Source organism: Bradyrhizobium ferriligni (assembly GCF_056837965.1).
The window spans coordinates 26,058-50,382 of the sequence record NZ_JBXEJO010000037.1 but is presented as its reverse complement, the minus strand read 5'-3'; the positions used below and the strand labels follow the sequence as shown (position 1 = coordinate 50,382).

The 24,325-nt window shown below is 66.0% G+C and carries 23 protein-coding genes; 12 read left to right on the top strand and 11 right to left on the bottom strand.

All coding sequences use genetic code 11. The annotated features are described in order from the left end of the window. Positions 1-102 precede the first annotated feature (102 nt). The 4 genes from AC1VNY_RS22360 (at position 103) to AC1VNY_RS22345 (ending at position 3,941) form a co-directional block, all read left to right on the top strand. Positions 103-1,128 carry a class I fructose-bisphosphate aldolase gene (locus AC1VNY_RS22360; protein ID WP_304498562.1) on the top strand — a complete coding sequence of 342 codons (1,026 nt, stop codon included), beginning with the start codon at positions 103-105 and terminating at the stop codon, positions 1,126-1,128. Further along, positions 1,129-1,818, top strand: a complete 690-nt coding sequence (locus AC1VNY_RS22355; RefSeq protein WP_482406792.1) for a thiamine phosphate synthase — start codon at positions 1,129-1,131, stop codon at positions 1,816-1,818. It abuts the gene before it with no gap. A gap of 7 nt (positions 1,819-1,825) precedes the next feature. Beyond that, positions 1,826-2,917, top strand: coding sequence for a tetratricopeptide repeat protein (locus tag AC1VNY_RS22350; RefSeq protein WP_482406791.1), 1,092 nt, complete (start codon positions 1,826-1,828; stop codon positions 2,915-2,917). A gap of 229 nt (positions 2,918-3,146) precedes the next feature. After that, complete coding sequence (locus tag AC1VNY_RS22345) at positions 3,147-3,941, top strand: inositol monophosphatase family protein (RefSeq protein ID WP_028332804.1); 795 nt, start codon at positions 3,147-3,149, stop codon at positions 3,939-3,941. A 14-nt stretch (positions 3,942-3,955) separates the two neighbouring features. Here AC1VNY_RS22345 and AC1VNY_RS22340 read toward each other — a convergent pair whose 3' ends face one another. From AC1VNY_RS22340 to AC1VNY_RS22330, 3 genes are all read right to left on the bottom strand, one after another. Then, entirely contained in the window at positions 3,956-5,092 is a 1,137-nt protein-coding gene (locus tag AC1VNY_RS22340; protein ID WP_482406790.1) for an AAA family ATPase, read from the bottom strand. A gap of 116 nt (positions 5,093-5,208) precedes the next feature. Continuing rightward, the gene (locus AC1VNY_RS22335; protein WP_482406789.1) at positions 5,209-8,364 is read right to left on the bottom strand and encodes a multidrug efflux RND transporter permease subunit; all 3,156 of its coding nucleotides are present in this window, start codon (positions 8,362-8,364) and stop codon (positions 5,209-5,211) included. A gap of 6 nt (positions 8,365-8,370) precedes the next feature. After that, positions 8,371-9,576, bottom strand: coding sequence for an efflux RND transporter periplasmic adaptor subunit (locus AC1VNY_RS22330; protein WP_482406788.1), 1,206 nt, complete (start codon positions 9,574-9,576; stop codon positions 8,371-8,373). 542 nt (positions 9,577-10,118) lie between these two features. Between AC1VNY_RS22330 and AC1VNY_RS22325 the strand changes: the two genes are divergently transcribed. The 3 genes from AC1VNY_RS22325 to AC1VNY_RS22315 all read left to right on the top strand — a co-directional run bounded on the left by AC1VNY_RS22325 (position 10,119) and on the right by AC1VNY_RS22315 (position 13,030). Further along, positions 10,119-11,105 (top strand): flagellar motor protein MotA, encoded by a 987-nt coding sequence (locus tag AC1VNY_RS22325; RefSeq protein WP_482406787.1) that lies wholly within the window; start codon positions 10,119-10,121, stop codon positions 11,103-11,105. 27 nt (positions 11,106-11,132) lie between these two features. After that, positions 11,133-12,161: a peptidoglycan -binding protein gene (locus tag AC1VNY_RS22320; RefSeq protein WP_482406786.1), complete on the top strand. Its 1,029-nt coding sequence runs from the start codon at positions 11,133-11,135 to the stop codon at positions 12,159-12,161. Positions 12,162-12,757: 596 nt separating this feature from the next. Beyond that, positions 12,758-13,030, top strand: a complete 273-nt coding sequence (locus AC1VNY_RS22315) for a hypothetical protein (RefSeq protein WP_304498557.1) — start codon at positions 12,758-12,760, stop codon at positions 13,028-13,030. 111 nt (positions 13,031-13,141) lie between these two features. Here AC1VNY_RS22315 and AC1VNY_RS22310 read toward each other — a convergent pair whose 3' ends face one another. Next, positions 13,142-13,462 (bottom strand): PilZ domain-containing protein, encoded by a 321-nt coding sequence (locus AC1VNY_RS22310; protein ID WP_482406785.1) that lies wholly within the window; start codon positions 13,460-13,462, stop codon positions 13,142-13,144. A 322-nt stretch (positions 13,463-13,784) separates the two neighbouring features. On the opposite strand from AC1VNY_RS22310, the gene AC1VNY_RS22305 reads away from it, so the two are divergent. From AC1VNY_RS22305 to AC1VNY_RS22295, 3 genes are all read left to right on the top strand, one after another. Next, the gene (locus AC1VNY_RS22305; protein ID WP_482406784.1) at positions 13,785-15,299 is read left to right on the top strand and encodes an AMP-binding protein; all 1,515 of its coding nucleotides are present in this window, start codon (positions 13,785-13,787) and stop codon (positions 15,297-15,299) included. A gap of 144 nt (positions 15,300-15,443) precedes the next feature. Continuing rightward, positions 15,444-16,415, top strand: a complete 972-nt coding sequence (locus tag AC1VNY_RS22300) for a S1C family serine protease (RefSeq protein ID WP_057016190.1) — start codon at positions 15,444-15,446, stop codon at positions 16,413-16,415. A gap of 177 nt (positions 16,416-16,592) precedes the next feature. Beyond that, complete coding sequence (locus tag AC1VNY_RS22295) at positions 16,593-17,660, top strand: carboxylesterase family protein (protein WP_482406783.1); 1,068 nt, start codon at positions 16,593-16,595, stop codon at positions 17,658-17,660. 218 nt (positions 17,661-17,878) lie between these two features. Here the strand turns inward: AC1VNY_RS22295 and AC1VNY_RS22290 are convergent, their stop codons facing one another. Both AC1VNY_RS22290 and AC1VNY_RS22285 read right to left on the bottom strand, forming a co-directional pair. Further along, the gene (locus tag AC1VNY_RS22290; RefSeq protein WP_482406782.1) at positions 17,879-18,778 is read right to left on the bottom strand and encodes an SDR family oxidoreductase; all 900 of its coding nucleotides are present in this window, start codon (positions 18,776-18,778) and stop codon (positions 17,879-17,881) included. Positions 18,779-18,834: 56 nt separating this feature from the next. Next, positions 18,835-19,575, bottom strand: a complete 741-nt coding sequence (locus AC1VNY_RS22285; RefSeq protein WP_482406781.1) for an SDR family oxidoreductase — start codon at positions 19,573-19,575, stop codon at positions 18,835-18,837. A gap of 119 nt (positions 19,576-19,694) precedes the next feature. Here AC1VNY_RS22285 and AC1VNY_RS22280 point away from each other — a divergent pair, with 119 nt between their 5' ends. Both AC1VNY_RS22280 and AC1VNY_RS22275 read left to right on the top strand, forming a co-directional pair. After that, positions 19,695-20,582 carry a LysR family transcriptional regulator gene (locus AC1VNY_RS22280; protein WP_482406780.1) on the top strand — a complete coding sequence of 296 codons (888 nt, stop codon included), beginning with the start codon at positions 19,695-19,697 and terminating at the stop codon, positions 20,580-20,582. Positions 20,583-20,645: 63 nt separating this feature from the next. Beyond that, a complete protein-coding gene (locus AC1VNY_RS22275; RefSeq protein ID WP_016841536.1) occupies positions 20,646-20,852 on the top strand; it encodes a hypothetical protein in 207 nt (68 codons plus the stop codon). A 77-nt stretch (positions 20,853-20,929) separates the two neighbouring features. On the opposite strand, the gene AC1VNY_RS22270 is transcribed toward AC1VNY_RS22275, so the two are convergent. The 5 genes from AC1VNY_RS22270 to AC1VNY_RS22250 all read right to left on the bottom strand — a co-directional run bounded on the left by AC1VNY_RS22270 (position 20,930) and on the right by AC1VNY_RS22250 (position 24,320). Beyond that, positions 20,930-21,607, bottom strand: coding sequence for a DsbA family protein (locus AC1VNY_RS22270; protein WP_482406779.1), 678 nt, complete (start codon positions 21,605-21,607; stop codon positions 20,930-20,932). A 36-nt stretch (positions 21,608-21,643) separates the two neighbouring features. Next, entirely contained in the window at positions 21,644-22,423 is a 780-nt protein-coding gene (locus AC1VNY_RS22265) for a sulfite exporter TauE/SafE family protein (protein WP_482406778.1), read from the bottom strand. Positions 22,424-22,516: 93 nt separating this feature from the next. Further along, positions 22,517-23,239 (bottom strand): LrgB family protein, encoded by a 723-nt coding sequence (locus AC1VNY_RS22260; RefSeq protein ID WP_411779337.1) that lies wholly within the window; start codon positions 23,237-23,239, stop codon positions 22,517-22,519. Continuing rightward, positions 23,236-23,622, bottom strand: coding sequence for a CidA/LrgA family protein (locus tag AC1VNY_RS22255; protein WP_137476834.1), 387 nt, complete (start codon positions 23,620-23,622; stop codon positions 23,236-23,238). Before AC1VNY_RS22255 ends, AC1VNY_RS22260 begins: the two co-directional genes overlap by 4 nt. A gap of 230 nt (positions 23,623-23,852) precedes the next feature. After that, positions 23,853-24,320: a PaaI family thioesterase gene (locus tag AC1VNY_RS22250; protein ID WP_482406777.1), complete on the bottom strand. Its 468-nt coding sequence runs from the start codon at positions 24,318-24,320 to the stop codon at positions 23,853-23,855. Positions 24,321-24,325: the final 5 nt, after the last annotated feature.

The window sequence follows — 24,325 nt, the reverse complement described above, 5'->3', positions numbered from 1 at the left end:
GCCGGCTGCGACAAACATCGGCCGCGACGAACGTTTTCTAGGCATTTGCCCGAGAACCGCCTATTTTGGTTTGCAAAGGCAATGGCTCTGGAGGACGCCCCGATGAACCTCTCCGACCTCAACAAAATCGCGCTTGCCATGGTCACCCCGGGCAAGGGCATCCTCGCCGCCGACGAATCCTCCGGCACGATCAAGAAGCGCTTCGACGCCATCAAGGTCGATTCGACCGAGGACAATCGCCGCGACTATCGCGAGATGCTGTTCCGCTCGCAGGAGGCGATGAGCAAGTACATCTCCGGCGTCATCCTCTACGACGAGACGATCTGGCAGAATGCCAAGGACGGCACGCCGCTGGTCAAGCTGATCGAGCAGGCCGGCGCGATCCCCGGCATCAAGGTCGACGAGGGCACGCAGCCTTTGCCGAACTGCCCGGGCGAACTCGTCACCGTCGGCCTCGACAAGCTCGCCGAGCGGCTGAAGAAATATTACGAGCGCGGTGCGCGCTTTGCGAAATGGCGCGCCGTGATCGATATCGGGCCGCGAATCCCGACCCAGACCGCGGTCCGCGTCAACGCGCATGCGCTGGCGCGCTACGCCGCGTTGTGCCAGGCCGCGCAGATCGTGCCGATCGTCGAGCCCGAGGTGCTGATGGACGGTGATCACGACATCGACCGCTGCTACGAGGTGACGCAGCGCGTGCTGAACCGCACCTTCCAGGAATTGCGGGTGCAGCGCGTCGCGCTCGAAGGCATGATCCTGAAACCGAACATGGCGATCTCGGGCAAGAAGTGCCCGAAACAGGCGCCGGTGCAGGAAGTCGCCGAGAAGACCATCCGCCTGCTCAAGAGCTGCGTGCCGGCCGCGGTGCCCGGCATCGCCTTCCTCTCCGGCGGTCAGAGCGACGAGGAAGCGACCGCCCATCTCGACGCCATGAACAAGATTGGCAATTTGCCCTGGCGGCTGACCTTCTCCTATGGCCGTGCGCTGCAGGCGGCGCCGCAGAAGGCGTGGTCCGGCAAGCCCGACAATGTGCCCGCGGGCCAGCATGCCTTCTCGCATCGCGCCCGGATGAACGGGCTCGCGAGCACCGGCAATTGGGAAGCTGGCCTCGAGAAACAGGCGGCATAGTTGGCGACCAAGCCCGTTCCGCCGCGGCCTGCGCCGCGCCTCTATCTGGCAACGCCGCCGGTCGATGAGCCCGGGCGGCTTGCGGCCGAGCTCACCGAGCTGCTTGCCGCGGCCGATGTCGCGGCCGTGCTGGTTCGGCTGCGCGAGAGCGATCCACGCAGCATGATCTCCACCATCAAGGCGCTGGCGCCTGCGATCCAGAACGCCGGCGCGGCGCTGTTGATCGACGGCCATCCCGATATCGTGGCTCGCGCCGGCGCCGACGGCGCGCATCTGACCGGCATCGCCGCGATGGAAGAGGCGGTGCCGTCGCTGAAGCCCGACCGCATTGTCGGCGTCGGCGGGCTCGCGACCCGCCACGATTCCATGGCCGCAGGCGAAGCTGGTGCCGACTATGTGCTGTTCGGCGAGCCCGACGCCAACGGACAGCGGCCCTCGCGCGAGGCGATCGCCGAGCGGCTGGAATGGTGGGACGAATTGTTCGAGCCGCCCTGCATCGGCTTTGCAACCTCGCGCGAGGAAGCCGAGGCGTTCGCGGCGGCTGGCGCGGATTTCGTGCTGGTCGGAGACTTCATTTGGTCCGATCCGCGCGGCGCCAAGGCGGCGCTCGTCGAGATCGGCGACGCGATGGCTCAGGCGCATGCCGGCGCATTCGGCAAGGCCAAGGCCGACGGAAAGGCCGAGGGATGACGCCGGAATGAAATGCCTGCGTCCGATAGGTATTGCGCTCGGCTGCACGATGCTGGCGAGCGGCGCGATGGCGCAGCTCTCGATCACGCCGCCGGCCCAGACGCCGGCGCCCGCGAAGAAGGAGGCTGCGAAGCCGAAGGTGCATTCGCCGGTCGCGAAGAAGCCGACGCCCAAGCCCGCCGCCTCCGCGACGCCGAAGCCTGCCGCATCTCCGACGCCCTCTCCGACCCCGACCCCGACCCAGGCCGTCGACGATCCCAATGTCGACCTCGTCTACGGCGCCTATCAGCGCGGCATGTACAAGACCGCGTTCGACCTCGCGACCGTGCGCGCGCAGAACAACAACGATGCCAAGGCCATGACGATGCTGGGCGAGCTCTATGCCAATGGGCTCGGCGTCAAGCGCGACTACGTCAAGGCCGACGAGTGGTACAAGCGCGCCTCCGATGCCGGCGACCGCGAGGCGATGTTCGCGCTCGCCATGATGAAGATCGCGGGCCGCGGCGGCGCGGTCGACAAGGATGCCGCGGTCAAACTGCTGGCGTCGTCGGCCAAGCTCGGCGAGCCCAAGGCGGCCTATAATCTCGCGCTGCTTTATCTCGACGGCCAGACCCTGCCGCAGGACCTCCGCCGCTCCGCCGAGCTCTTGCGCATGGCCGCCGACGCCGGCAGCCCCGAGGCGCAATACGCGCTCGCGACCTTCTACAAGGAAGGCACCGGCGTGCCGAAGGACCTTGAGAAGGCGGCGCGGCTGCTGCAGGCCGCCTCGGTGGCCGACAATGTCGATGCCGAGGTCGAATATGCCATCGCGCTCTACAACGGCTCGGGCACGCCGCGGAACGTGCCGGCGGCGGTGGCGCTGCTGCGCAAGGCGGCCCGGCAGAACAGCGCGATCGCGCAGAACCGCCTCGCCCATGTGCTGGCGACCGGCGCCGGCGCCCCGGTGGACAAGGTCGAGGCGCTGAAATGGCACACGGTCGCCAAGACCGCCGGCAAGGGCGACCCCGATCTCGACGACATCCTCGCCGATATGAGCCCGGAGGACCGCGCCAAGGCCGAGGCAGCCGCGCGAAAATGGATCGGAAACAACGTCAAATGACGCCTTGACGGCGCCACTTCCAGAGGGCACCCAGTCCGAAACCCAGGGCGCCACAGGCCGTTTCCCGTCATCCTGAGGTGCGAGCGGAGCGAGCCTCGCAGGATGCACGGCCCCGAACCGGGCCGCCGATCCTTCGAGACGCGCGTTCCGCGCTCCTCAGGATGACGGGCAGGGTCTTGCCCACGCTGCCCGATCGATTTCCAACGCTCGAAAGCCACCAGCTTCCATCATGCTCTATTCCGCTCTCATCAATGTCATGGTCAAGGCCGCGCGCCGCGCCGGCCGCAGCCTCAAGCGCGACCTCGGCGAGATCGAACATCTCCAGGTGTCGCTGAAGGGGCCGGCGAACTTCGTCTCGCTCGCCGACAAGCGCGCCGAGGAGATGCTCTACACCGACCTCGAGAAGGCCCGGCCCGGCTACGGTTTCCTCGGCGAGGAAGGCGGCAAGCGCGAAGGCAGCGACAAGAGCCACACCTGGATCGTCGATCCCTTGGACGGCACCACCAACTTCCTGCACGGCATCCCGCAATTCGCGATCTCGATCGGGCTCAAGCGCGAGGACACCGTGATCGCCGGCGTGATCTACAATCCCGCCAATGACGAGCTCTATATCGCCGAGCGCGGCAAGGGCGCGTTCCTGAACGACCAGCGGCTGCGCGTCGCCGGCCGCCGCCAGCTCAACGAATGCGTGGTCGCCTGCGGCCTGCCGCATATCGGCCGCGGCAATCACCAGCTCGCGCTGCAGGAGATGGCCGCGCTGCAGACCAAGGTCGCGGGCTTCCGCCGCTTCGGCGCCGCCTCGCTCGACCTCGCCTTCGTCGCCGCCGGCCGGCTCGACGGCTATTGGGAGCGCAATCTGCAGGCTTGGGACGTCGCGGCCGGTCTGCTGATGGTCCGCGAAGCCGGCGGCACCGTCTCCGGCATCCAGGGCAATGACGACCCGCTGCAGACCGGCCACGTCGTCTGCGGCAACGAGTTCGTGCACGGCGAGCTGATCAAGATCCTGAAGCCGCTCGGGCAGTAGCGCGACGGCGCTATTTAATCGTCGTCATCCTCATCATCGTCGTCCTGCCCGTCACGAAATTCAACGCCGGCGGTCAGGCCCTCGATGGTGGTGGCGCCCTTCGCCTTGATCACCCGGCGCGGCGGGACCGCGCTCTCGCTGCGCAACGCCTCCATCAGCTGCTCCGAATGGGTGACGATCCAGATGTCGGCGCGGCGCGACGCCCTGGCGATCAGCCGCGCCAATGGCGCCAGCAGCGATGGATGCAGGCTGGACTCGGGCTCGTTCAGCGCGATGAACGGCGGCAGCCGATAGCCCATGAACACCGCGAGCAGGCAGATATATTTCAGCGTCCCATCGGATAGTTCGTGCGCCTTGAACGGACGCGGCATGTCCGCCTGTTGCAGCTCGAATTCGCACCGTCCATTTTCCGCCCATGCGCGGAGCTCGGCGCCCGGGAACGCATCCTCGATCGCATCCTGCAGATCGCCGGCATCCTGCCTGATCGTGAACAGGGTTGCCAACACGGCAGCCAGATCGTGGCCATCGGCGCTCAGCGAAGGTGTCGTGATCGCGAGACACGGCTTTCGTATCGGCGACGCCGGATCGGTCCGGAAGTCGTGATAGAATCGCCAACTCAGCATTGCATTTCGGATCAGGTCGATCTCGGGACTTCCCTTACCATCCGAAAATCCGGCCAGCGCGGTTTCCGACGGCAGCACCGCATCCTTGTGCTGGCTCCAGGTGCCGTTCTCATCGCGGACACTGACGAGTGAGTTGGTGCGCTCCATCATCAGTATAGTTTTCTTGCCGTGGGTCGCCTCGATCGTTTCGGACTTGATCATCGGCTCACCGGGAAATGCCGCCACGACCGGGCTCGGGAATCCGAGCTCGATGGAATATCTGACGTGGTCGAATCTCACAGCCAACCGCAGACGCGCATCGTCTCCGCGTCTGCGATTGCCGGACCAGAAGACGGAATACAATCCACCCTCGTCGGCGATCGTGCGCGTGATCCGGCCGGTCGCCGCGTCGCGCAGCAGCGACAGGGACTTGTAGAGATTGGATTTGCCGACGCCGTTCTCGCCGACGAAGACGGACAGCGGCTGGATGGGCATGAAGAGCCGCCGGATCGAGCGATAATTCGAGATCGCAATATCGCTCGGCCGCATCGCATGCCCTCAATCCCGGGGTTGCCCAAACGCTCCCCGTACAATCCAGAGCTGCAATCTGGATTGGCCGGCTTGCGAAAGCAAGCCGCTGATCTGAGCAGCACCGATCCCTGATATCAGTGACCGATCCTTGCCGGCGCGGGCGGGCCATACACCTCACCCTGCCCCGGCGCCGTCTCGCGATCACCGGCCAGCACGCGCTGCACGCTGACGAAGAACACTGGCACCAGCAGCAGCGCGAGGATCACCACCGCGATCATGCCGCCCATCACCGACGTGCCGAGCGCCTGCTGGCTGGCGCCGCCGGCGCCGGTCGCGATCGCCATCGGCAGCACGCCGCAGACGAAGGCCAGACCGGTCATCAGAATCGGGCGGAATCTGAGACTGCACGCCTCGATGGTCGCCTCGACGAGCGGCTTGCCCTGCGCACGCAGATCCTTGGCGAACTCGATGATCAGGATCGCGTCCTTGGCGGCAAGGCCGATGATGGTGATCAGGCCGACGGTGAAATAGACGTCGTTGGACAGCCCGCGCATCGTCGCCGCCACCACCGCGCCGAGAATGCCGAGCGGAATGGTGAGCAGCACCGCGAGCGGAATGGTCCAGCTCTCATAGAGCGCGGCCAGCAAGAGGAACACCACCAGCACCGACAGCGCGAGCAGGAACGGCGCCTGCGAGCCCGACAGCTTCTCCTGCAGCGACTGGCCGGTCCATTCATAGCCGAAGCCGCGCGGCAGCTTGTCGGCGAGCCGCTCCATTTCGGCGATCGCATCGCCCGAGGTGAAGCCGGGCCGCGCCTCGCCGGAGATGCGCACCGCCGGATAGTAGTTGAAGCCCGCGATCTGCGTCGGCCCCTTCGTCCACTCGATGGTGGCGAAGGCCGAGAACGGCACCAGCTGGCCGCGGCTGTTCTTGACGTTGTAGTTGAGGATGTCGTCCGCATTCATGCGGCTGGTCTTGTCGGCCTGCACGATGACGCGCTGCATGCGCCCGCGGTTCGGGAAGTCGTTGATGTAGTTCGAGCCGAGATTGGTCGAGATCGTGTTGTTGATGTCCTCGAAAGTGACACCGAACGCGCCGGCCTTCTCGCGGTCGATCATCAGATTGACCTGCGGCGCCGGCGGTAGGCCTTCGACATAGACCTTCTGCAGGATCGGGCTGGCATTGGCCTCCGCGATCAGGCGATCGGACGCGGCGATCAGCGCCGAATAGCCCTTCTGGCCGCGGTCCTGCAGGCGGAACGAGAAGCCCGAGGAGTTGCCGAGGTTGTCGATCGGCGGCGGCTGCAGCGCCGAGATCCGGGCGTCGCGGATCGACGACAGGTCGCGGTTGATGTCGGCGACGATGGCGGCAGCCGAATCCTTCGGGCCGCGCTCCGACCAGTCCTTCAGGGTGATGAAGGCCTGCGCGGTGTTCATGCCCTGGCCGAGGAAGCTGAAGCCGGTGAGGAACGTGACGTTCTCGATGCCGGCGCGGTCCTTGAGGTATTTCTCGACCTGCTCGACCGCAGCTTCGGTCCGGGCATAGGACGACTCCGACGGCGTCTGCACGTCGGTCGTGATGAAGCCCTGGTCGTCGACCGGCAGGAAGCCGCCCGGCAGCCGCACGAAGCCGTAGGCGACGCCGAGGAACAGCACGAGGTAGATCAGCATCAGGCGGCCGGTGCGCTTCAGCGAGCCCTGCACGGTGCTGACATAGCCGGCGCGGCTGGTGTCGAGCACGCGGTTGAACCAGCCGAACACGCCCTTGCTGGCATGGCCGTGGCCCTTCTTGACCGGCTTGAGCAGCGTCGCGCACAGCGCCGGCGTCAGCGACAGCGCGAGCAGCGCCGAGAACGCGATCGCCGCCACCATGGTGACCGAGAACTGCCGGTAGATGATGCCGACCGAGCCGGGGAAGAACGCCATCGGCACGAACACCGCCATCAGCACCAGCGTGATGCCGATGATGGCGCCGGTGATCTGCGACATCGCCTTCTTGGTGGCTTCCTTCGGCGGCAGGCCTTCCTCCGCCATGATGCGCTCGACGTTCTCGACCACGACGATGGCGTCGTCGACGAGGATGCCGACCGCCAGCACCATGCCGAACATGGTCAGCATGTTGATCGAGAATCCCGCGATCATCAGCGTGGCGCAGGCGCCGAGCAGCGCCACCGGAACCACGATGGTCGGGATGATGGTGTAGCGAATGTTCTGCAGGAACAGGAACATCACGATGAACACCAGCACCACCGCCTCGACCAGCGTCATCAGGACCTTCTCGATCGAGGCCTTCACGACGGGCGTGATGTTGTAGGGGATTTCGTAGGAGATATTGGCCGGGAAGAAGCGCGACAGCTCCTTCATCTTCGCTTCGACCGCGCTCGCGGTCGCCAGCGCATTGCCCTTCGGCGACAGCAGCACCGAGAGGCCGGCGGTCGGCTTGCCGTCGAGGCGGGTGTTGAACTGATAGCTGAGGCCGCCGATCTCGATCCGCGCGACGTCGCGCAGCCGGACCGTCGAGCCGTCATTGTTGGCGCGCAGGATGATGGCGCCGAACTCGTCGGGCGAGGACAGCTGGCCCTTCACCAGCACCTGCGCGGAAATCTTCTGGGTATCGGTGCTCGGCTCAGCGCCGATGCTGCCGGAGGCGACCTGGGCGTTCTGCGCCGTGATCGCCTTGTTGACGTCGTCGGCGGACAGGCCGTAGCCGACCAGCTTGGCCGGATCGATCCAGATCCGCAAGGACCGCTCCGTCGAATATAGCGTGGCGCGGCCGACGCCGGGGATGCGGCGCACCTCGCCCAGCACGTTGCGGATCATGAAGTCGCCGAGGCCCACTTCATCCAGCGAGCCGTCGGTCGAGTTCAGCGTGATGATCTGCAGCACGGCGGAAGAGGCTTCCTCGACCAGGATGCCCTGCTGGATCACGGCGCGCGGCAGCCGCGCCTCGACGCGCTTGAGGCGGTTCTGCACCTCGACCGAGGCCTGGCTGGTGTCCGTGCCCGGCTTGAAGTTGGCGATGATTTCGACCTGGCCGAGCGAGTCGGAGGTCGATTCGAAGTTCAGGATGTTGGCGGCGCCGTTGAGCTCCTCCTCGATCAGCCGCGTCACGCTGTTGTAGAGGTTCTCCGGTGACGCGCCGGGATAGCTGGTCGAGATCGAGATCGAGGGCGGCGCGATGATCGGATATTGCGCGACCGCGAGCAACGGAATCGAGATCGCGCCGATCAGACAGATGAACAGCGCGACGACCCAGGCGAAGATCGGCCTGTCGATGAAGAAGCTAGGCATGTCGGATCACCGCACTGCGTGCGCGGTCTGGTGCGGATCCGTCGGTGCTGCAGCTGCGTCGACCTCGCGCCAGGCTTGCGGCCGGACCTTGTCGCCGGCGGCGAATTTCTGGAACCCCTCGACGACGACCTTGTCGCCGGCCTTCAGGCCGTCGGTCACGAACCAGGAACCACCCTGCAGCGAGCCGGTGCGCACCGGCTGCACCGCGACGTGATTGTCGGCCTTGACGACGAACACCTCGCTGCCGCCGCCGCCATTGCGTTGGATCGCCTGCTGCGGCACGGCAATCGCATCGCTGTCGATGCCCTGCTCGATCAGCACGCGCACATACATGCCCGGCAGCAGGATGCGATGCGGGTTCGGGAACTCGCCGCGCAACGTCACCTGCCCGGTATAGGCGTCGACCTTGGCGTCGGAGAACAGCAGCTTGCCCGGCAGCGGGTAGATCGAGCCGTCGTCGAGCACGAGGCGCACCTTCATCGCGTCGGGCGCGATACGGTCGAGATCGCCGCTCTCGAAGGCACGGCGGAGCTGGTTCATCTCGGTCACCGACTGCTGGAAGTCGGCGTAGATCGGATCGAGCTGCTGGATGGTCGCAAGGCTCGCGGCGTCGTTCTGCACGACGAGGGCGCCCTCGCTGACCAGCGCAGCGCCGATGGTGCCGTCGATCGGCGCGCGGATCGTGGCGTAATCCAGATTGAGCTTGGCGCGCGCGACTTCGGCCTCGCGGCCCTGCACGTCGGCTTCGGCCTGCTTCAGCGTCGCGATCGCCTTTTCGTTCTCGGCTTCCGGCGCCGCACGCTGGCTGGTCAAGGTGGCGATACGGCGGGCTTGCAACGCGGCCTGTTCGAGCACGGCCTTGGCGCGCGCCAGCGCCGCCTCGGTCGACTGCAATTCGACTTCGAACGGGCGCGGATCGATCTGGTACAAGGGATCGCCGACCTTCACCTCGCTGCCCTGATGGAACATGCGGTTGACGACGATGCCCGAGACGCGCGGGCGGACCTCGGAAACACGGGTCGGAGCGATGCGGCCCGGCAGCTCGCGCAGCATCGCGCGCGCCTGCGGCTTCACGGTGACGACACTGACGTCCGGCTCGGGTGCTTGTACGGCGGCGGTTGCGGTGTTCGGCTCGTCGCAGCCAGCAAGCAGTGGCGCGATGGCAGCCAGCATCAATGCAATGCATGCCGATTGCGCGCGAAGTCCAGACATTGAGATAATCGCCCCTGAAAGGTTTGAACAAACGAACGGCGGTGTCACGGCGACACCGCTCGTGTTGCTGCGATGAAAATAAAATCTGCTTGCTGCGACGCAATGCGTTTTTCGGCGGCTCAATGTCACAGAACGCTATCACCCTGATTTCGCGGCATCTTTTACCTTGTCACCGCATTGTGAGCGGGTTCCATCGCAGGCTGTGGGAATGCGTTAAGGTCTGCGTGAGCGGGAACTCCGCCATTTTGCCTGCGCAGAATGCCGCACCTCGCAACACCGAGACGATTGGACCGAATCACCGCGGGCCGCGCACGCCTCGTCCGAGGGCGCGTGCAAACCGACCTCATCTCGCGATTGACGGGTGGGACGCGCAGCTCTGTGGATGGCGATCCGCCGACCGGTCGGAAAGCCGTGCAAAGCGGCAACGGCCCACGAGATTCCAACCCAAGGTGCTGTTTGCTGCCCTTGGAATCGGCTTTCCTCACTTTGCCGCTGTGCCATATTGCTGAAAGATGCGGCCTTCGCGAACGGATGACCCGGCAATGCCCCCTTCCCGCTCCGACATGGAGATCGAATTGAGCAAGCTGTCCTCGCCCCGGATCTTCCTGCTGCGGATGCTGGTGTTCCTGGTGCTCTGCGGCCTGGTCGGGGTCGTGCTGTACAAGCAGATCGTCACCGCCTTCTTTGCCAATCCGGGGCTGAACGCCCTGATCGGGGCGGTGCTGCTGATCGGCATCATCCTGGCGTTCCGCCAGGTGATCCGGCTCTATCCCGAGGTCGCCTGGGTCAACAATTTCCGCATCGCCGATCCCGGCCTTGCGATCGAGCGCCGCCCGACGCTGCTTGCCCCGATGGCCGCGATCCTCGGCGGCGAACGCTCGGGGCGGATGTCGATCTCGCAGCAGACCATGCGGCATCTGCTCGATTCGATCGCAACCCGCCTCGACGAAGCCCGCGACATCTCGCGCTACATGACCGGCCTGTTGGTGTTCCTCGGCCTGCTCGGCACGTTCTGGGGCCTGATCGAGACGGTGGGCTCGGTCGGCAAGGTGATCGACGGGCTCAAGGTCGGCGGCGACTCCGGCGCGCTGTTCGATACGCTCAAGGAGGGCCTCGCCGCGCCGCTCGGCGGCATGGGCATCTCGTTCTCGTCCTCGCTGTTCGGCCTTGCCGGCTCGCTGATCCTCGGCTTCCTCGACCTGCAGTCGAGCCAGGCCCAGAACCGCTTCTACACCGACCTCGAGGACTGGCTCGCCGGCACCGTGCGCGGCATTTCCGGCGATGAAGCCGGCGTTTCCGGTAACATGCAGGGCGCGATCGACCGGCTCCGCGCCGCGCTCGAGGAAGGCGGCGGCGGCCGCAGCACCACGGCCGCGATGGCCAATCTTGCCGAGGCGATCCAGGGGCTGGTTGCGCATATGCGCACCGAGCAGCAGATGATCCGGGAATGGGCCGACGGCCAGGGCGAGCAGAACCGCGAGATCAAGCGGCTGCTCGAACGCCTCGCCCGCCAGCCCGAGAAGAGCTAGCCGGGGAGCAAGCCCAAGGAGAAACCCATGGCCCTCGCCCGCTCGCGCCGCAGCGAATCCGGCTTCAACTACTGGCCCGGCTTTGTCGACGCATTGTCGACGCTGGTGCTGTCGATCGTGTTCCTGCTGTCGGTGTTCCTCGTCGTGCAATTCTTCCTGTCGCAGGAGGTCACCGGCAAGGACAAGGCTCTGGAACAGCTCACCGCCAAGATCGCCCAGCTCAACGACCTGCTGTCGCTGGAGAAGCTCTCCAAGCTGACGCTCGACGACCAGGTGGCGCAGCTGCGCGCCGGGCTTGCTTCCGCGGAAGGCGAGCGCGACCGCATGAAGGGGCTCTATGAGGGGCTCGCGAGTTCCGGCAGCGACGCGCAGGGCCGCGCCAACGAGCTCAACAAGGCGCTGGAGTCCGAGAAGGCCGTATCGTCGCGCGCACTGGCGCAGATCGAGCTGCTGAACCAGCAGATCAGCGCCCTGCGCCGCCAGCTCGCCGCGCTCGAAGAGGCGCTCGACGCCTCCGAGAAACGCGACAAGGAATCGCAGAACCGCATCGCCGATCTCGGCCAGCGCCTCAATGTTGCGCTGGCGCAGCGGGTGCAGGAACTGTCGAAATACCGCTCGGAATTCTTCGGCCGGCTGCGTGCGATCCTCGGCAACCGTCCCGATATCCGCGTCGTCGGCGACCGCTTCGTGTTCCAGTCGGAAGTGTTCTTCGACACCGGCCAGGCGACGCTGCTGCCCGAGGGCAAGACCGAGCTCGAAACGGTCGCGAGCGCGCTGATCGATCTCGACAAGCAGATCCCACCCGAGATCGCCTGGGTGCTGCGCGTCGACGGCCACACCGACGTGCGGCCGATCAACAGCCCGCTGTTCAAGTCGAACTGGGAATTGTCCTCGGCGCGCGCGATCTCGGTGGTGCAGTACCTGGTCTCGCTCGGCGTGCCGGCGCAGCGTCTGGTCGCCGCAGGCTTCGCCGAATTCCAACCGCTCGACACCGCGCAGACCGAAGACGCCTACAAGCGCAACCGCCGCATCGAGCTGAAGCTGACGGAGAAGTAGGGTCGCCGCAGTCAACCAGTCCGGCGCTCACCATCCGTCGTCCCGGCGAAAGCCGGGACCCATAACCACAAGCCTGTGTTGTTGAAGTGAGCTGTGGCCCCAACGTCGTGCAACAACGAGCATTCGTGGTTATGGGTCCCGGGTCAAGCCCGGGACGACACCGAGTATGCGGCACAACCTGCATCCACATCGTCGTCCTGGCGAAAGCCAGGACCTATAACCACCGCAGTTGATCATGGACGAGATCGTGGCCCCAGCGTCGCGCAACAATTGAGATTTGGGGTAATGGGTCCTGGCTTTCGCCAGGACGACATTGAGTGTGTGGCGCGGTCCGTGAGTCACACATCCGCATTCTCGCGACATGAATGTCCAAACTTCATGCCGAAAGATCCGCAACGACCGGCGAGGCGTCGCCGCGATCGGTCGAGACCCTTCATTACACGGATATTTGCTTCGTTCTGGCGAGGCGTTCGGGAACGCATCAAATGCGGCTGACGTTATGTTGGTATCGCAATCTCGCGGGCTTGGCGGATATTTCGTCTCCGTCGCGGCTGTGCCTGTCGCTCAAGCCTCACCGCGCCATCTCGGACCTGCAAATGCTCAAGACCAAATTCGCCATCATCATCGCCGCCGGCCTCATCCTCGCACCGGCCCAGCTTCTCGCGCAGAACACCGGCGGCACCCCGCTGCCGCCGAGGCCAGGCGACCGCGCCGCGCCGTCGAACGGCGTCGGCGGCACGGCGCTCCCGACCCAGTCCGGCCAGCGCGTCGCACCGTCTTCCGGCACCGGCGGCGGCAGCGCCGCACCGGCGCTTCCGGGAGGCCCGACCGGCACCACCGGCAATGCCGACACCCCGCAGCGGCGATGACGTGAGCCACGCTTGCGGGACGTCCTGGCGTGAACAATTGAACGCGCAACCGATGCGATCGGCGATGTCTGCGCCGACGTCCCTTCGAACATTGATTGACGAAACGCCGCGCTAGGTCGCGCCGGCTGGCTCCGCGGCCGGTTCAACCGGCTCGACTTCGGCGGTCACGAATCTGAGCCCGTAGGTCTTGCCGCGACGCCAGACCACCTCGCAAGGATAGCGCTTGGCGTGATCGGCGAGCAGGGTCAGCGCGAGGCGGTCCTTCACCTCGAACTCGACCTCGGTCGTGATCTTGGCGCCGCCGGGCGAGATGTCGACCGCGGTGCATTCGCGCTCGGTCACGCCATCATCGACCGTGATCCAGGCCGCACGATTATTGAGCTGGCGCCGCGGCTCGCGACTGACCTTGATCCGTGCTCCATTGCTCGCCATCGTCGCCGTCCTTGAAGCCGTTGGTCATTGAAAGACATTGCACACCGCGCACGTCGATCGACGCGCCCGGCACAGAACCGCAGCGGCCACAATGCCCGCCCCCCGTAAAGTCCGGCTTAGCGCGATCGCTTGAACTTTACCGGAATCTTGACGGGGCTTTTAGCGAACAGGGATTCTACAATTCCATCAGCGGGATACCGGCCGCGTCGGCAGCCATCGGCTTGACACGGAGACCGCACTGTTGGTGAAGTGGCGGCCGTGGCCTTGGCCACATCCCTGCAACAAGAGCGCTTCAAGCCGCCTTTTCCGACGGAAACGACCCATGCTGATCCCCCTCGCCGACGTGCCGCGCTGGTATGCCGAACGCAAGCCCACGGATGCGATCGCCATCAGTCATGGCGCTGATGCGTTGACCTGGCTCGAGCTCGAGCGGCGCGCCAATGCACGGGCGCGCGCCTTCGCCGCCAAGGGCGTCAAGCCCGGCGACTTCGTCGCGATCGGGCTGCCCAACAGCAACGCGTTCTTCGAGACGACCTTCGCGGTGTGGAAGTGCGGCGCGACGCCGACCTCGCTGTCATGGCGGCTGCCGCGCGGCGAGGCCGCTGCGGTGCTCGAGATTCTGAAACCGTCGCTCGTGGTCGGCGGCGAGCCCGACTGGAATGCGCCGAATTCGCTGCCGGTGAATTTCGTGCCGGATGGATTCTCCGGGGAACCGCTCGATGCGCCGGTCGCGCGCTACTGGAAGGCGATGACGAGCGGCGGCTCGACCGGACGGCCGAAGGTGATCCTCGATCACAACCCCGCGGTGATCGAGACCACGGCCGAGGCGACGCTTGGCATCGCGCGCGACACCTCGCTGCTCAATCCAGGGCCGCTCTATCACAATGCGCCATTCATCCTCTCGCACTTTGCGCTGTTCGGGGGCGGAAGGGTCACCGGCATGGTGAAGTTCGACGCCGAGGAGACGCTGCGACTGATCGAGCGCGAGCGCGTGCAGTGGGTGAATTTCGTGCCGACCATGATGCACCGGATCTGGGCGCTGCCCGAGGAGGTTCGCAGCCGCTACGACGTCTCCAGCCTGAATATCGTGTTTCACATGGCGGCTCCGATGCCGCCCTGGCTGAAGGAGAAATGGATCGAATGGCTCGGCCCCGAGCGGATCTGGGAGCTCTATGGCGGCACCGAGCGGCAGGGTGCCTGCGTGATCTCGGGCGTCGAATGGATGGCGCACAAGGGCTCGGTCGGCAAGATCGGCGAGACCGCGAAGCTGCGGATCATCGGCGAGGACGGCAACGACGTCGCGCCCGGCGAGACCGGCGAAATCTATTTCCTGCCCAATGACGGCGCCGGCTCGACCTATCACTATCTCGGCGCCGCGCCGAAGCGGCGACCGGACGGCTGGGAATCGCTCGGCGATATCGGCCGGCTCGATGAGGAGGGCTACCTCTATCTCGGCGACCGGCTCGCCGACATGGTGCTGCGCGGCGGCGCCAACATCTATCCGGCCGAGGTCGAGGCCGCGGTCAGCGAGCATCCCGAGGTGCGCTCCTGCGTCGTGGTCGGACTGCCCGATCCGGAATTCGGCCAGCGTGTGCACGCAATCCTCGAGCTCGCCGACAGCGCCGATGCACAAGCGATCGCCGACGGCATGGGCGATTTCCTGAAGGACCGGCTCAGCCGCTACAAGCATCCGGAAAGTTTCGAGCGCGTCGGCACCGCGCCGCGCGACGATTCCGGAAAGGTTCGCCGCACCATGCTGCGCGACGAGCGCGCCGCGTGGATCAAGGACAACCGTGCCTTCCGCATCATGCCGGCGCGTGCGGCAAAAACCGAATAGGTTCAATTATCTTGCGAGGGGCAGGTCTGCACGCCACATGAGCTGTGCAGGCGGCCCTGCAAGGTATATCATTCCATCTTCCCTGCCGGCAGAACCTCGGTCTACCTTGAGGTTCCAGCGCCCTGCACGCCAGGAGATCCCTTGATGCCCTCCACGACCGAATGGAAAGTGCCCGCGGCCTTTCAGCCTCGCCCCGAAGATTACCGCTACGATCTCGATCGCGCGCTGATGAGTGTGGTCGGGCTGCATTCGATCATTCCGCCGGATGCTTTCAGCGCCGAGACGCTCGGCACCGAGCGCGCCGGCAATGGCGTCCTGATCGACGACGGGCTGGTGCTGACCATCGGCTATCTGATCACTGAAGCCGCCACGGTGTGGCTGCATCTCGGCGACGGCCGCGCGGTCGAGGGCCACGCGCTCGGCTTCGATTTCGAATCCGGCTTCGGCCTGGTGCAGGCGCTCGGCCGGGTCGATCTCGAACCGCTGCGGATCGGCTCGTCCGCGGCGACGCAGGTCGGCGACAATGTGGTGCTCGGCGGCGCCGGCGGCCGCACGCGCTCGGTCGCAAGCCAGATCGCGGCGAAGCAGGAATTCGCCGGTTATTGGGAGTATCTGCTGGACGAGGCGATCTTCACCTCTCCGTCGCATCCGAACTGGGGCGGCACCGGACTGATCAACAATGCCGGCGAGCTGATCGGCATCGGCTCGCTGCAGCTCGAACGCGAGCGCTCGGGCCACGCCGAGCATGTCAACATGATCGTGCCGATCGACCTGCTCAATCCGGTGCTGGACGATTTGCGCAAGTTCGGCCGGGTCGACAAGCCGGCGCGGCCGTGGCTCGGCATGTTCACGACCGAGATCGACAACCGCCTCGTGGTGGTCGGCGTCGCCAGCAAGGGACCGGCGGCGCGCGCCGAACTGAAGACCGGCGACGTGATCCTCGCCGTCGACGGCGACAAGGTGACGAGCCAGGCCGGCTTCTACCGCAAGCTCTGGTCGCTCGGCGCGGCCGGCGTCGACGTGCCGCTGACCATCTATCACGAGGGCGTCACCTTCGACGTCACGCTGACCTCGATCGACCGCATAAAGCTGTTGAAGGCGCCGCGGCTGCATTGATGATCTTCGGACCGATCCCTTTCTCTTCACCTCTCCTGCTTGCGGGGGAGGTCGCATTGCATCGCAGATGCAATGCGGGTGGGGGCTCTTTCCATGCAACGGTTCTCGCTTGCAGTGCGTCTGCGGCCACGAATCAAGCTCTCCTCTTCAAGCTCTAACCATCAAAGGACAGCAGCGATGAGCGAGGCGGTGGTTGACGACATCGTGGCCGTGCTGCCGCCGCTGCTGCAGACGCTGGAGTCGCTGTCCTTCGTCGCCCGCAACCTCAACCCGCCGGATTTCGATCGGGTGATGCAGATCGCGGGTGAACCGGAGGAGGCCTTGCAGGCGGTGCGGCCGCGGCTTGCCGATTGGCCGGAGAAATTCGCGCACATCAAGACCGCGCTGGAAGCCGCGATCGAACCGGCGCTGTCAGGCTATGCCGGCCTGCGCGCGGTGCAGAACGGCGAAGGCGATCTGGTCAGCGTGTTCCGCGCGCTGCGCTATCTGCCGCGGGCGCAGGAGGCGCTCTATCCCTTGACCGAGCTGCCGCCGGTCAGCGGTTTCTTCGTCGCGCCCGATCTGCGCGAGGATACCGAGCTGCAGGCGAAGCTCGCCGCCAAGCCCAACGCCGACACCGGCATCTTCCATGAGCGCAACGAGCCGGGCAGCCGCGGCGGCTTCTCGATGTACGTGCCGGAATACTACACGCCCGATCGCACATGGCCGCTGGTGATGGCGCTGCATGGCGGCAGCGGCAACGGCCGCGGCTTCCTGTGGAGCTGGCTGCGCGACGCGCGCAGCCGCGGCGCCATCCTGGTGGCGCCGACCGCGACCGGCCAGACCTGGGCACTGATGGGCGAGGACAGCGACACGCCGAACCTCAACCGCATCCTCGACCAGGTGCGTGCGCGCTGGAAGATCGACGAGACGCGCATGCTGCTGACCGGCATGAGCGACGGCGGCACCTTCAGCTATGTGAGCGGCCTCGACGGCGCCTCGCGCTTCACGCATCTGGCGCCGGTTGCGGCGACCTTCCATCCGCTGATGGCGGAAATCGCCGACGCGGAGCGACTGCGCGGCTTGCCGATCTTCATCACCCACGGCCGGCTCGACTGGATGTTTCCGGTGCAGACCGCGCGGCAGACCCAAGGCCTGCTGTCGGCCGCCGGCGCCAAGGTGATCTATCGCGAGATCGACGATCTCAGCCACACCTATCCGCGCGAGATCAATGCGGAGATCATGCAGTGGCTGAATAGTGAATGAGAGCAACGGCACTCAAAGGACTCTCTCCCCGTCACCCCCGCGCAAAGGCTTTGCCTTTGTCGCTGGAGGAGCGCGAAGCGCGTCTCGAAGGGTCGACGGCCCCGCTGCGGCCGCGCGGCTGCATCGGGGCCGTGCATCCTTCGAGACGCGCTTCGCGCTCCTCAGGATGACGGTGACGGGTGGGGCCGCGCGGGCGCTACTCTTCAACCCAGACAACGTTACTGGTTATCTCGCGGCCTGAGCAGGTCGGAGAAGCCGACCCGGTGCAGCATCTCGTTGCGGACGCGGTCGATCACGCCGAATGCGACTTCGGCACCGTCCTGGGTCGGATCGATGTGGACGCGGAACGGCCGCTTGCCGAACGGTGTGTCGACCACCTTGACGATCGCATCCGCAACCAGCGACGCGTCGGCATCCTCGGGCACGATCGCCGCGAACGCCTTCATGATCTCCTCGCCGAAGCCGGCATAGGGACCGGCCTCGTATTCGGCGACGCGGGCCTCGTCGGCCGGACGGCCGGAATGCGCAAAGTGGTTGGTGCCGCCGGTGAAGGCGCCGGGCACGATGATTGAGGTCTCGATGCCCCAGCGCGACAGCTCGCGGGCATAGATCACGGCCATCGCATCCATGCCGGCCTTGGCCGCGAAATACGGCGCGAGATAGGGCGGCGTGCCGCCTGCCGAAGAGCTGCTCGACACCCAGACCACGAGTCCCCTGCCCTGCTTGCGCAGCTGCGGCAGCGCCGCGCGATTGACGCGCTGGGTCGACAGCACGTTGACGTCGTAGAGCTCGGCAAGCTGCTCGGGCGTGAACGCCTCCGCCGGGCCGAACACCATGTGGCCGGCATTGTGCATCACGACGTCGAGGCGACCTTCCTCGGCGACGATCTGCGCAATCGCCGCATCGACCGACGCCTGCGAACCGACATCGAGCTCGAGCGAGCGCAGGTCGACCTTGTTGTCGCGCGCGAACTCCTCGATATCGGCGACCGCGGCGGCGTTGCGGCCGGTGGTGTGGCGCATCGAGGCGTAGACGCTGTGGCCGGCCCTGGCGAGCGCGTTGGCGGTGAGGCGGCCGAAGCCGCTCGAAGCGCCGGTGATGACGATGACCTGTTTCATGACAAATATCCTTGTGAAGTCGGTTGAATGCGCGTCGGGTTGGAGATGTGCGGGCGTCAGACCAGGCCGCCATTGGCGCGCAGCGTCTGGCCATTGATCCAGGAGCCGTCGGGGCCGGCGAGGAACGACACGACAGAGGCGATGTCATCGGGCGTGCCGAGCCGCTCCAGCGGGACCATTCTGGCGAAGCGGTCGATCAGTTCGTCCGACTTGCCGTGCAGGAACAGGTCGGTCGCGGTCGGCCCGGGCGCGACCGCATTCACGGTGATGCCGCGGCCGCGCAATTCCTTGGACAGGATCGCGGTCAACGACTCGATCGCGGCCTTGGTCGCGACATAGATGCCGTAGGTCTCGAGCCTGGTGCCGACGACGCTGGTCGAGAAGTTGACGATGCGTCCGCCGTTGCGCAGCCGGCGCGCCGCCTCGCGCATGGTGTTGAAGCTGCCCTTCAAATTGACCGCGACCTGCTGGTCGAACGCAGCATCGTCGCTGTCGGCGATCTTGCCGAGCTTCATGATGCCGGCATTGTTGATCAGCACGTCGACGCCGCCGAAGGCGGCTTCCGCCGCGTCGAACATGCCGCGCACCGCGCTGGCATCGCTGACATCGGCCTTCGCGGTCAGCGCCCGGCCGCCGGCGGCCTCGATCCTGTCGGCCAGCGCCTGCGCCGGCTTGGCGTCGCCTGAGTAGTTGATGACGACGGTGAAGCCGTCCTTGGCGAGGCGTTCGGCAACCGCCGCGCCGATCCCGCGCGAGGCACCCGTCACCAGGGCTACCTTGTTGGTTTGGTTGGTCATTTTAGTCTCCCATCGGGTTGTGCGGCCGCGCCGCGTTCGATGGAGGGACGCTACGCCTTGGCATCCACCGGATAATCACGCATGATCTGACATCACTATTCGTTATTGTCGGACAATAGATGGACCGTTTCGACGCGATGCGCGTGTTCACCCGGGTGGTCGAGCGGCGCAGCTTTTCGCTCGCCGCCGACGATCTGGGGCTGCCGCGCTCGACGGTAACGGACGCGGTGAAGGGCCTGGAGGCGCGGCTCGGCGTGCGGCTGCTCGAGCGGACCACGCGCACGGTGCGCCCGACGCTCGACGGCGAGGCACACTACCGCCGCTGCCTGTCGCTGATCGCGGACCTCGAAGACGCCGAGGGTGCGTTCGGCGGCGCGCGGCCGAAGGGACTGCTGCGGCTCGAGGTGCAGGGCACGCTGGCGCGGCACTTCCTGCTGCCGAACCTGCCGGGCTTCCTCGCCGAATATCCCGACATCGAGATCAACATGAGCGAGAGCGACCGCTGGGTCGATCTGATCCGCGAAGGCGTCGACTGCGTGCTGCGCTTCGGCAAGCTGCCCGACAGCGACATGATCGCGCGGCAGGTCACGATGCTGGAGCGGCTGACTTGCGCGACGCCGGATTATCTTGCGCGCTTCGGCACGCCGGTCGATCCGTTCGCACTCGACGGCCATCGCATGATCGGCATCCGCTCGCTGACCACCGGACGTCTGCGGCCGATGGAATTCGTGATCGACGGCGTGCTGAAACAGTTTCCGCTGCCTGCGCCGATGTCGGTGACCGGCCCTGAGAGTTATCTGGCGAGCGCCAAACTCGGTCTCGGCCTCGTGCAGGTGCCGCGCTTCCATGCCGAAACCGATCTCGCCAGCGGAACGCTGCTCCCGGTGCTGCAGCAATGTCCGCCGCCATCGGTGCCGGTAAACCTGCTCTATCCGCGCAACCGCCAGCTCTCGCCGCGCGTGCGCGTGTTCATCGAGTACGTGATGCGGGCGTTCGCGCGCAGCTGATCGATCGCCGGAACCACACCGAGCCCCACAACGTTATGCTTCCGACACCGGAGGGATTGAGCGATGCGGACCTTTTTCGGCATGATTTTGGGCGCGCTGCTGCTGATATGCGGCGTTTATGTCTATGACTCGATGCGGACGTCGAGCGTCGCCAATGGCGAGGTGGCGCAGGACACGCGCACCATCGTCAATTGGGACGTCGCGGCGCATGACTGGAACCTGCTGAAGACGCGCACCCGCGAGCAGTGGGACAAGATCGCGGCGAAGTAACGATTGCTTTCAAGCCGACACAAAAGCAGATGGCCTCTCCGGCGCCGGAGAGGCCATTTTCGTCGCAGGAAGCGCGATCAATTCTGCTCGGTCTTGCGGCCCATATTGGCCTTGCGGGCGTCGGCGATCACCTGCTCGAACTGATCCATGCTGAGCACGCCCGGCACGCGGTACTTGCCGACGATGAATGACGGCGTGCCGTTGAAGCCGAACGCCAACGCCTGCTCATTGTTGCGCGAAAGGATCGCGTCGATCGTCTTGGCGTTGGCGTCGTGATCCTTCTTCAGCCGGTCCATGTCGAGGCCGGCGCCCGAAAGCAATTCGGCGATGCGCGGCTCGGTGATGCGCGAATTGACCGAGATCATCGCCTCATGCGCGACGTCGAACTTGTCCTGGTACTTCGCCGCCAGCGCCATCCGCGCCGCGACCTTGGAGACCGGCCCGAGGATCGGCCAATCCTTCAGCACGAGGCGGACCTTGCCGTCGTCCTGCACCACCTGGCGCAGTTCCGGCGCAAGCTTGCGGCAATACGGGCAGTTGTAATCGAACCATTCGACGATGGTGATGTCGCCCTTGGGATTGCCGATCACCGGAATATCCCGATCGCGCAGCACCTGCTCCTCGGTCAGGACATTGTCGTCCTCGGCGCGCGCGGCTCCCCCGGCCACGAGCGCGATGCCGGCACCGATCAGGCCGAGCACGTTGCGGCGGGTGGCACCGGCGTTGATCAGGGGCGATTTCGTCAATTGGGTCATGGCTGGCTTTCGCAAGGGCTCGTCGCCCTTCTACGTTCAGGACACATTGATGTTACGCAGCAGCATATAGATCGCCACCACGATAATCACAGCCGCAAACACGATATTCAGCGCGCCGCGCCGTTCCGACAGGTGGCGGGCGCCGCTCGTGCCGAGCAGGCCGCCCGCGATGCCGCCGGCGACGAATAGCCCCGCCAGGCCCCACGACACCAGCCCGGACCACGCATAGCTCAGGGCCGTGGTCATGCCGAAGGCGGTGACGGCCACCAGCGAGGAACTCACCGCGTTCATGATCGGCATCCCGGTCGCCAGCATCAGGGCCGGCACGATCAGGAAGCCGCCGCCGATGCCGAAGAAGCCGGACATGGTTCCGGTGGCAAGCCCGAGGCCGATGATCGCGGGCATGTTGGACATCGAGATCTTGACGTCGGTCAGCCCGACCCGCGCGCGGCTCTTCAGCATCAGGCCCGCGATCACCAGCATCACCAGCGAGAACAGCGCGAGCAGCTTCTGCCCCTCCAGCATCTTGCCGAGGATCGAGCCGCCGAACGCGCCCAGCATGCCCGACAGCGCGAACACCAGCGCGCAGGACCAGATCACGGTGCCGCCGCGGGCGTGGTTGGAGAGATTGACCGCGGCGTTGGCAGCGACCGCGATCGCCGACGTGCCGATCGCGACATGCGGCTCCGGCACGCCGACCACATAGACCATCAGCGGCACGGCAAGGATCGAGCCGCCGCCGCCGACCAGGCCCAGCGAAAAGCCGACCAGCATGCCCGATGCCAGCCCAAGCATGCTTTGAGTTGCGGAGAACACCAAGGGGAACAGACTCGCGTTTGAGGCGGCGACCCTAGAAGGATTTGCTGCTCAACGCCATACCAATAGCACAAAACTGCCCTGCAGCCGGGATTAGCGCAGCAGATATGTCACGGCCAGCGGCACCAGCAGCGAGGTGACCAGCGCATTCAGGCTCATCGCGATCCCGGCAAACACGCCGGCGACCTCGTCGACCTGGAAGGCGCGCGCGGTGCCGATGCCATGGGCGGCGATGCCCGCCGCAAAGCCGCGGGCGCGAAAGTCGGTGATGCCGGTGAAGTTCATCAGCGGCGTGACGATGATCGCTCCCATGATGCCGGTGAGGATCACCGACACCGCGGTCAGCGAGGGATCGGCATGCAGCGACTCGCTGATGCCCATCGCAACGCCGGCGGTGACCGATTTCGGCGCCAGCGACAGGATGACGTCGCGCGGCAGCCCGAACGCCTGCGCCAGCAGCACCACCGAGACGATCGCCGTCAGCGAGCCGATCGCGAGCGCAACCAGCATCGGCAGGATCGCCGCTGCGACCCGCCTGCGGTTCTCGTAGAGCGGCACCGCGAGCGCCACCGTCGCCGGCCCGAGCAGGAAGTGCACGAACTGCGCGCCGGCAAAATAGGTGGTGTAGGTGGTCCCGGTTAGCAGCAGGAACACGCCGATGATCCACACCGAATGCAGCACGGGATTGGCGAGCGGGTGCCGCCTAGTCTTCAGCGACACCGCGTCGGCCACCGCGTAGGTCAACAGTGTCACCGTCAGCCAGAGCAGCGGCGACTGCGAGAGGTAGACCCAGAGCGAGAACGGATTGTCGTTCACGGCCTCTCCTCCTCGCGCGAAAACAAACTGCTCGCCGCAACGAAGGTCGCAACCGTCGCCAGCAGCGTGACGATGACCGACACCGCGAGGATCACCAGGACCGCGATGCCGTGCTCGGCGAGCAGATCGAGCTTTTGCACCACTCCGACGCCGGCCGGAATGAACAGCAGCGAGAGGTTGGCGAGCATGCCGCGGCTCGCGCTCTCGACGCCGTCATCGCCGAGCGGCCCGCGCGCCAGCGCCGGAAAGCGGTCGCGCGCCAGCAGCAGCAACAGCAGCAGCACGAGGCCAACCACCGGACCCGGCACCGGTACCGCCAGCGCGCGCACGGCGACCTCGCCGACCAGCTGGCAGAGCAGGATCAGGCTGAGGCTGGCGATCATGGCAGGAAGCTCGCGCGACGCATCCGCCTATCAGGTCGGTGTGGCGGGAGCTTGTCAATGCGCGGGTCTTGGATGCGTGCGCAGATCTTGGGCGCCGCTTTCGAATACGTCACACCTTTTCAGACCGTCATCCTGAGGTGCGAACGGAGCGAGCCTCGAAGGATGGACGGCCACTAGCCGGGCCGTGCATGCTTCGAGACGCCGCTACGCGGCTCCTCAGCATGACGGGATTAGCCTTCCGCCGCGACCACACGCGGCTCCCGCCGCGCCAGCGCCATCAGCGTGCCGCTCATGGTTGCGACCAGCGTCTCGACGCCGTCCTGGATCGCGTAGGCGCGGCCGTCGCAGACCGTCAGCGTCCGACCGGGCTTGACCACGACGCCGCGGAACACGAACCGCTCGCCGCGGGCCGGCGCCAAGAGATTAGTCTTGAACTCCACGGTGAGGATGTCGGAGCCTTCAGGCATCAGCGTGAAGGCGGCTATGCCGCAGGCATTGTCGAGGCCCGCGGTGATGATGCCGGCATGCACGAATCCGTTCTGCTGGCAGAATTTCGGCGCGTAGGGCATCGCGAGATCGACTTCACCGGGCTCCATGCGCGCGATCGAGATACCGAGCGTCTGCATCGCGCGCTGGCGCGCGAACGTATCGGTCGCGACCGCGCGATAATCGGGATTCTTCGGCTCGAAGCGGGACATGGCGG